Genomic DNA, 5,583 nt, shown 5'->3' on the forward strand with positions numbered 1-5,583 from the left:
AACTCCAGATAAATGCTGATTCCTGGGCGACGACGGTAGTGGCGCGGGTAGAACTCACGGTGGCCGTAGGAACGGCCGTAATAGCGACGCGGGTAACATCTGTCATAGCGGCAGTCCCGCCATGCGTGCCGCCTTTTCCAGTGACGATCCCCCCGCCAGTGACGATAATGCTTGCGTCGCCAATGTCGCCGATCGTCGTCATGGACCTTTTGGAGCACGTCGGCCCGCACGAGTTCAGGTTTCGGCACAGAAATCGGCGCGGCGTTCAAAGGCAAGGCGAAAGCCATAGCCAAGACTGCGGCTGTCAGGACAGACAAGAGCTTTTTCATCATCACGGGAACCTCAATCATCGTCATCATCGTCATCGTCGTAGCGGTCACGGTAGCGATCCCGTTCGCGTTTGTGATCGCTGCTCCAATCTTCGATAAATACCCGACGCTTAACGTAGCGCTCGCAATAGCCGTCCTCGCAATAAGTCTCGACAATCCGCTCGCGCACCACGCCGTTGTTGGATGAGCGGTTCGAGCTCGTATTCGACGATTGGCTCCCGGCCTGGGCCATGCTGGTCGTCATGGCCGCAACAGCAAACAGGACAAATCCGATACGCATGGCTCTCTCCTTCGCTGGCTGCCACGTTAAGCCATCGAGCCTGAACCGTAGGTGAACGCGGCGCGTCTAGGCTGGCACTTGCCGAAAGAACCGGCTGCTCGGCGCGACGGCAGCTTAAAGCCTTATTCAAGACGTGCGGGCTCCCTCTGGAACGCCTGGATTGGCTCAATCCCTCGCGTCCGGCAAGGATTCGCCGCGGTTCATCCTTCCCCTCCGGCAAGGACGCGGATGCGCGCCAGAAGGAACCTTCAGTGGACGGCAATCACGCTCAGGAAAACATACGCCCCCAGACTAGGTAGCGAAGCGGGTGGTGACCGAAGCGCCCGGCGCGCGCCATGCCTCGTTCCGCTTCGTCGCCGGCGAACTCGACCTCTTCACGGATCGCGCGGCTTTCCTCGACACGGCAAGCCGCGTCGCATCGTGAATACCGCATTCCGCTGATGGCGCAGTGTCGCGGCACCACTTTTCTTCAGCTGCTACTTTCGGTCTTGATCACCACGAGGCGATCGGTACCGGACTCCGCTCCCCATACCTCGCCGGAGCGCCCGTTGAGCTGACGTACGTCAGCGTTGTCGCGGTCAGACGGGAAGCTCGAGAAGGTCTCCGTTTCCGGGTCGAAGCGGACGATGGCGTTGGCGCTGAAATCGGTGAGCCAGACCTTGTCTTTTTCGTCGACATAGACGGCGTAGGCCTGGGGCCCGTCTCCGGGCAGCTTCCAGCTCTGCCAATCGTTCGCTGCCGGATCGAAGACGCTAACCTGGCCGGCGTTCCATTCGCTGACCCAGATGCGACCTTTGGAATCCGACCAGACGCGGCGGGCGCCCTGATCAGCGGTAGGCGGGTCGATCGGGGAAGCCTCGCCCGTCGAAAGATCGATCCGGGCGATGTGGTTGCCGGCGAGCGAGGCATAGTAGACCTCGCCGGACGGCGTGGTCGTGATCCCGTAGGGGCCGCGACCGCGCGGCGCGTCCCAAACGTCGACCTTGCCCGTCGCCGGATCGAGCCGGCCGTAAATGCCGTTCTGTCCCGTGAACCAGAGCCTCCCGTCCTTATCGAAGGAACCGGTGTTGAGGTTCGCGTAGTCATGCCCATCGGGGAGCGGAAAGGCCTTCACCGCCTCCGTCTCGGGATCGACGCGCACAATGGCGTTGAGGCCGCCGTCGGTGACCCAGGCGGCGCCGTCAGGACCGACGATCACCCCGTGCGGCGCCGAGCCGTCGCCGAAGGTGACGTGCTCGACCGCGCCTGTCTCAGGATCGAGCCGCCCAAGCGCGCCTTGACCCTGGGCAGTGTACCACACCGACCCATCCGGCGCGGGAGCCACATCATGCGGGCCGGCGCCCTCCGGAACGGGATAGTAGCGGACCTCCTCCGAGGCGGCACGCGCCGCCGCCGAGCAGAGCAGCGCGGCGAACAGCACCGACGCAATCTTACGAAACATGGCGAACTCCTCACATCGCGAATTTCAATTGCATAGATCCTACGTGCCGTTTTCGCACGGAGACGGCTGTGTCTCAGCGCGCGTACTGGTTCGAGAGATAGCGCAGCAAATCGAAAGTTCGAACCATGCTGTTTGCGCTTTCGCGGATGACCGATGCTGCCAGCAAGGCGGTCAAGTGACGACCAAACGCGCCTACGCGTCATGGAAAAGCTGGGGCGAGCGCAGCAACGAAACCGTCGGCTCGAAAAGGCGTTTAGGTAAAATTGAAAGACCACGGCTATGGGCAGCGACATGGCATGGCGCCGACTGGTTCTGCACCGATTTTGGCGTCCCGGAAACCGAGACCGAGCCGGGCGGCACCTAGCTTATGAAACCGCCGCTACAGAGGTCAAATGGCCAATCGTGGATTGCAGGGACTCGATACGCCTGCAAGGGGAGCCTGCGCATTCCGCGCAATCCTCCTTCTTTGGCCGGACCTTCGAACGTCGATTGGTGCGCACGGCCAAAGCCATCCAGGAGCCCCGATGAACATTCGTTGCGATCGTTGTGGGCGTGAACCGGACGAAGTGGCGCCGATGCTGAAGGATGCTATCTGGCGACAGATAGCGCGGAAGAACGAAACGCTGTGCAAGACGTGTGCACATGAAGTGATCCGGAGACGCTTCGGCCGGGAGCTGCGATTCGCCGACCTCCTCCCGTGTGCGTTCAACATCACCTGGTGCTCGGCGTTTGAGGAGCTAATGCCGTGGGACGAGCCCTTCCCGGCGGGCGAGCTGGAACGATGGCAGCGCGCTTTTGCCACCGCCGAGCGGCTGATTGGTAACAGGAAGGCCATGGAGGAAGCGCCGCAACAACGACCGCGTTGCAGGAGGAAATGGGAGCGTTTTTCGTCGAGACCTTGCGCGGCCCCACGAATTCGACGGTCCACCGGCTGAAGCCTCTGCCGCCAGGGCGCCAACCAGGTTTCTCTTAAAGCCTTGGGCGGAGGTTTGGATGGGCGTCAACGTTGTGGCGCATCCACGATGCTGAAGACACAATGCAGGCCTCGGCTGTTGAGTTCCACACTGCAACCTTATGCGACTTTCGGCGAACAAACATCGAACGTCGCCATAGCGGCTTCGCTCGCATGCTGCGGATTCGCCATTCGTGATAGGCTACGACTCGTCGAAAGTTGACAATTGTGCCATTCGCCGCCACATTATCGGCATGTGGCATACTCGAGACTTTGTTATTCGCGCGGGCAACAATCAGAGTTGGTTGGGGGATTCATGATTGCATCGCCAAACCGACCAATCAAATCCAAAGATCGAGATGGACTCTCGCATGCCCGAGGAGGATCAACGTGATGAGCCGCTTTGCCGCCCTCGCCCAGCACTCATGGGACGATGAATTTGTCACACTCAAATCCGCATTATCAGAATCCGTTGTTGCCGCGGAAACGGCCTTTCGGCACGAGCGCGATGCGACTTTCCTTTCCACTGGGCTACGTGATTTGGATTTTTTCTTGGGAGGACTGTATCCCTCCGACCTAGTGATCGTCGCCGGGCGGCCGGGAGCGGGCAAAACCTCGCTGGCCGCGAGCATCGCATTCCATGTGGCTAGGTCCGGCCCCATCGGTGAACCAGTTGCGTTCTTCTCTCTCGAAAATTCGTCTGAGCAACTCGCGACGCGCATCATTTCTGGGCAGACCGAAATCCCCTCCTCTAAGATCAGCCGTGGGGAGATTACGGAAACCGACTTTGAAAGGCTCGTCGCCTGTTCGCAAATGATGCAGAAGAGTCCGCTGTTCATCGACCAGACCACCGGCATTTCCATCTCTGAGATTGCTGCGCGCGCACGACGACTGAAGCGCCAACACGGCCTCGCCCTGATTGTCATCGACTATCTGCAGTTGATGCGGCCCCCCTCACAGACCGACTCTTATGAGCAGCTCGATATCTCCACAATCTCCCAGGGTCTGAAGGCCGTTGCCGAGGATTTGAACGTTCCCGTGCTAGCCCTCTCCCGAGTGTCGCATGCAGCGGAACGGAACGATAACCAGCTTGTTCTGTCCGACCTAGAGGAATTCGGCTCGATCGCCCAAGACGCCGACGTGGTCATGTTCCTCGATTTCCACCCGCAGCGGGAGGAATCCACGGGAGATGCGCAAAGCACAATCGAAGTAATCATCGCCAAGCAGCCACGTGGTCCCACTGGCGTCGTAGCCTTGAATTTTGATGCTTCGATCATGCGATTCTCCAGCCCATCAGGCGGTGACGTTCAAAAACCCTTGGCCGTTGACGATCTGGACTCGTCAACAGGTCTGATTGAAAACACAACCTTTTTAGAGAGGGCCGCTGCACTTCGGGATGAGGAGATTCAAGAAGAGCCGGTTGGGGACGCAGTGCCAGCGTTTGCGACCGCTGAACTGCTAGGTGGCGCGGTAACCCTTGGAAAATCGATTCGTAGCCCTGCAGACCTCGCCCGCGCTGTTCAGGCGGGCTTCCCCACCACGGTCCTCGATTGTCTTCGTGACGCAGGGATCAGCGCACAGGAGATCGAAACTCTAGTCGCGCCTGCACGAACGCTTGCCCGACGTCGCAAAGACGGGAGGCTCACTATCGACGAAAGTGCGGCCGTCGAGCGCATTGCCAGAATTCTGGTGATCGCCGCGCGGGTGCTGGGGGGGCGGGATGCGGCGTTGGCATGGCTTCGAGGTCCGCAAGTCACCCAGCTCAGCGGATCGACGCCGCTCGCCTACGTTCGTTCAGACATCGGCGCCAGAGTGGTTGAGGAGATCTTGTTGCAGGCCGAATACGGGCTGACTGCATGACAGGTCTCGTGGTCTATCGTGTGACACGAAAGGAATATGCCCGCGACCTCGCGCAGCTGCTTGACGGTGAGGGAGGTCGACAGGCGTCGGGGCGCTGGCACCTCCGCGGATCACCCGTTGCCTATTTCGCTGAAAGCCGCGCGCTGTGCATGCTTGAGCGACTGGTCCATTTGAGCGTGCATCCGCGCGATGACCACGCGCCTTTGGTAGCCGCAAAGCTCGCTATTCCCAAGGAATTGAGCGCTCCGTCGGGTATCCGACGAATTTCAGCTGACGAACTTGATGCGCAGGATCCCGTCTGGCGTCAGCCCGGGAATCGAACTTGTCTGCGCATTGGTGCCTTATGGTTTAAAGAGCGCGAGCACTTTGGGCTGCAAGTACCCTCAGCTATCGTCCGCGAAGAGTACAACCTCGTTGTGAACTGCACGCATCCTACGGTCCAGGATTTGATCAATACCGGCGGGTTCGTGACGGCGCCCATTTCAGTTGATGCGCGGATCGCCGAGGTTATCGATGCCAACGCCCTGCAACGCCGTCGTACAAAATGGGCGACGTAACTGACGCAGGGTCGAGCTCACGGTGCCATAGCGCGAGACCCATCCCTATCGTCAGCGTGTCGGTGACGTCCTCCACCCTCATGGTCGTGCATAGCTTCCAGGCGATGATGTAGCGGGAGAAGTCGTCGAGGATGGTGGAGAGATAGAACCAACCCCAGCCGATC

Annotated in this window: 7 protein-coding genes and 1 pseudogene; 4 read left to right on the forward strand and 4 right to left on the reverse strand. The window is 60.1% G+C overall.

The window, feature by feature from the left end; translation table 11 throughout:
• The 3 genes from G6N73_RS34470 to G6N73_RS34480 form a co-directional block, all read right to left on the reverse strand.
• The coding region (locus tag G6N73_RS34470) for a hypothetical protein (RefSeq protein WP_425484194.1) at positions 1-380 on the reverse strand (380 nt) is incomplete at its 3' end.
• Positions 343-609, reverse strand: a complete 267-nt coding sequence (locus G6N73_RS34475) for a hypothetical protein (protein ID WP_246252807.1) — start codon at positions 607-609, stop codon at positions 343-345. The genes G6N73_RS34475 and G6N73_RS34470, both read right to left, overlap by 38 nt.
• Positions 610-1,078: 469 nt before the next feature.
• Entirely contained in the window at positions 1,079-2,050 is a 972-nt protein-coding gene (locus G6N73_RS34480) for a Vgb family protein (RefSeq protein ID WP_206079253.1), read from the reverse strand.
• A 175-nt stretch (positions 2,051-2,225) separates the two neighbouring features.
• Between G6N73_RS34480 and G6N73_RS34485 the strand changes: the two genes are divergently transcribed.
• From G6N73_RS34485 to G6N73_RS34500, 4 genes are all read left to right on the forward strand, one after another.
• On the forward strand, positions 2,226-2,414 hold the full coding sequence (locus tag G6N73_RS34485; RefSeq protein WP_165034360.1) for a hypothetical protein: 189 nt from the start codon (positions 2,226-2,228) through the stop codon (positions 2,412-2,414).
• Positions 2,415-2,574: 160 nt separating this feature from the next.
• A complete protein-coding gene (locus G6N73_RS34490) occupies positions 2,575-2,985 on the forward strand; it encodes a hypothetical protein (RefSeq protein WP_165034361.1) in 411 nt (136 codons plus the stop codon).
• Between the two features lie 410 nt (positions 2,986-3,395).
• Positions 3,396-4,862, forward strand: coding sequence for a DnaB-like helicase C-terminal domain-containing protein (locus tag G6N73_RS34495; protein WP_165034362.1), 1,467 nt, complete (start codon positions 3,396-3,398; stop codon positions 4,860-4,862).
• Complete coding sequence (locus G6N73_RS34500; RefSeq protein WP_165034363.1) at positions 4,859-5,419, forward strand: RES family NAD+ phosphorylase; 561 nt, start codon at positions 4,859-4,861, stop codon at positions 5,417-5,419. The genes G6N73_RS34495 and G6N73_RS34500 overlap by 4 nt, the downstream gene beginning before the upstream one ends.
• Before the next feature lie 40 nt (positions 5,420-5,459).
• On the opposite strand, the pseudogene G6N73_RS38475 reads toward G6N73_RS34500, so the two are convergent.
• A pseudogene (locus G6N73_RS38475) lies at positions 5,460-5,583 on the reverse strand (DDE-type integrase/transposase/recombinase); the annotation flags it as partial.

It is taken from the genome of Allomesorhizobium camelthorni, from assembly GCF_011045125.1.
In the GTDB taxonomy this organism is placed as follows: Bacteria; Pseudomonadota; Alphaproteobacteria; order Rhizobiales; family Rhizobiaceae; genus Allomesorhizobium; species Allomesorhizobium camelthorni.

Coding starts and splice junctions, on each gene's coding strand:
- G6N73_RS34495 (WP_165034362.1), top strand. CDS start 3,396: ATGAGCCGCTTTGCCGCCCTCGCCCAGCACTCATGGGACGATGAATTT.
- G6N73_RS34480 (WP_206079253.1), bottom strand. CDS start 2,050: ATGTTTCGTAAGATTGCGTCGGTGCTGTTCGCCGCGCTGCTCTGCTCG.
- G6N73_RS34475 (WP_246252807.1), bottom strand. CDS start 609: ATGCGTATCGGATTTGTCCTGTTTGCTGTTGCGGCCATGACGACCAGC.
- G6N73_RS34500 (WP_165034363.1), top strand. CDS start 4,859: ATGACAGGTCTCGTGGTCTATCGTGTGACACGAAAGGAATATGCCCGC.
- G6N73_RS34490 (WP_165034361.1), top strand. CDS start 2,575: ATGAACATTCGTTGCGATCGTTGTGGGCGTGAACCGGACGAAGTGGCG.